Raw genomic sequence first — 2,258 nt, forward strand, 5'->3', positions numbered from 1 at the left:
CCCCCAACACCCCCAAGGGATCAGACGCATGACCGAGAAGACCGCACTCACTCCCGCCACCCACACCGCCCCGCCCGCGAAGTTCTCGCACGGCGTCCGCAAGGGCAACATCCTCCAGGTCGCCGGCCAGGTCGGCTTCCTGCCGGCCGTCGAAGGCCAGGCACCCACCCCCGCGGGCCCGACCCTGCGTGAGCAGACCCTCCAGACGTTCGCCAATGTGAAGGCGATCCTGGAGGAGGGCGGCGCGAGCTGGGACGACGTGATGATGATGCGCGTCTACCTCACCGACACCGCGCACTTCGCCGAGCTCAACGAGATCTACAACGCGTACTTCGAGGACCAGAACCTCAAGGCCCCGGCCTCGGCGCGCACCACGGTCTACGTCGGCCTCCCCGCCGGCCTGCTCATCGAGATCGATGCCCTGGCGGTACTCGGCTAAAGGCCGGCCGGCACCACACGCCCGGGGCGACCCGGCCCCGGGCGGCGCACCACCCCCACCACCACACGGCGATCCCGAGTGAGTCTCTTAATCCAGTCCCCGCACGTGCTCCCGTACTCCCACGGCCCGGCGCCCATCCGCTCATCGGCGGCGCCCTGCCGCGGTCCCCCATGCCTCGAACCGCCCACCCAAGCACCGGAGTTACCCGCAATGATGCTCGCCTCCGCCGCACCCGCAGTCCCCCCGCCAACACCCCACACCGGCGGCCTGCTCCCGCTCATAGGCGGCACGACGGGTCTGCTCCTCGTCGCCGCGCTCGGGATCGCCCTGCTCCTCTTCCTGATCATCAAGGTCAGGATCCAGCCGTTCGTCGCCCTCCTCGCGGTCTCCATAGCCGTCGGCCTCGGCGCGGGACTCTCCGTCACCGAGCTCTTCGGCACGGTCCAGAAGTCCACCGCCGTCTCGGTCATCGAAACCGGCATGGGCGGCACGCTCGGCCATATCGCGATCATCATCGGCCTCGGCACGATGCTCGGCGCGATCCTCGAAGTCTCCGGCGGAGCCGAGACCTTGAGCTCCCGCCTCCTCAACCTCTTCGGCGAGAAGCGCGCGCCCCTCGCGATGGGCCTCACCGGCCTCATCTTCGGCATCCCGGTCTTCTTCGACGTCGGCATCTTCGTGCTGGCGCCCATCGTGTACGCGGCCACCAAGCGCTCCGGCAAGTCGATCATCCTGTACGCGATGCCGCTCCTCGCCGGCCTCTCGATGACGCACGCCTTCCTGCCCCCGCACCCGGGACCGGTCGCTGCCGCGGCCCTGTTCCACGTGTCGCTTGGCTGGGTCATCCTGATGGGCATCTCGGTCGGCATCCCGGCGCTGCTCTGCGCCTGGGTGTACGCCGCCTGGATCGGCAAGCGCCTCTTCGTCGAGGTCCCGCAGGACATGCTCGACGCATCCGAGGAGGCCAAGGCAGCGGTTCTGGCCGAGCGTCAGTCGCAGGGAGTGCAGTCCCAGGAGGCGCCGGTCGCCCTGACCGCCGTCCTGGCGATCATCGGCACCCCGCTGGTCCTGATCCTCCTGGCGACGTTCTCCTCGATCGCGCTCGACCCCTCCACGTTCCGCTCGGTCATCGAGTTCTTCGGCCACCCCTTCGTGGCGCTGACCATCGCGCTCTTCCTCGCGTACTACCTGCTCGGCATCCGCCGCGGCTGGTCGCGCAAGTCGCTGGAGCAGGTCTCGACGGCGTCCCTCAAGCCGGTCGGGAACATCCTTCTGGTGGTCGGCGCGGGCGGTGTCTTCGGCGCGGTCCTCAAGGCCTCGGGCATCGCGGACGCGCTCGCCAAGACCTTCAACGACGTCGGTCTGCCGGTCATTCTGCTCGCCTGGCTGATCTCCGTGGTCCTGCGTGTCGCGCAGGGTTCGGCGACGGTCGCGATCGTCACGACGGCCGGCATCGTGGTTCCGCTCGTCGAGGGCCAGGACCTCTCGCAGGCCCACCTCGCGCTGATCATCATGGCGATCTCGGCGGGCTCGATCTTCGCCTCGCACGTGAACGACGGCGGCTTCTGGATGGTCTCGAAGTACTTCGGCATCACCGAACGAGACACCCTGAAGTCCTGGACGGTCCTGGAGACGGTCCTCTCGGTCTCGGGCTTCGTGGTCGCGGCGCTGCTCAGCCTGATCATCTAGCCACGGCAGAAGCAGGCGTACGGCACCGAACCGGCGCCCCGGGGACCGACAGCGGCCCCCCGGGGCGCCGCAGCCATACTTGGACCATGCAGCAGCAGACCGGAGACCAGGGCCCCTACCCGCCGCCGCC

The 2,258-nt window shown here is 69.1% G+C and carries 2 protein-coding genes; both read left to right on the top strand.

The window, feature by feature from the left end; translation table 11 throughout:
• The first annotated feature begins 28 nt into the window (after window positions 1-28).
• Window positions 29-439, top strand: a complete 411-nt coding sequence (locus tag J0695_RS38495) for a RidA family protein (protein ID WP_206969496.1) — start codon at window positions 29-31, stop codon at window positions 437-439.
• A gap of 210 nt (window positions 440-649) precedes the next feature.
• Complete coding sequence (locus J0695_RS38500) at window positions 650-2,128, top strand: GntP family permease (RefSeq protein WP_206969497.1); 1,479 nt, start codon at window positions 650-652, stop codon at window positions 2,126-2,128.
• The last annotated feature ends 130 nt before the right edge of the window (window positions 2,129-2,258 follow it).

This window comes from Streptomyces beijiangensis (assembly GCF_017315755.1).
Classification (GTDB): Bacteria; Actinomycetota; Actinomycetes; order Streptomycetales; family Streptomycetaceae; genus Streptomyces; species Streptomyces beijiangensis.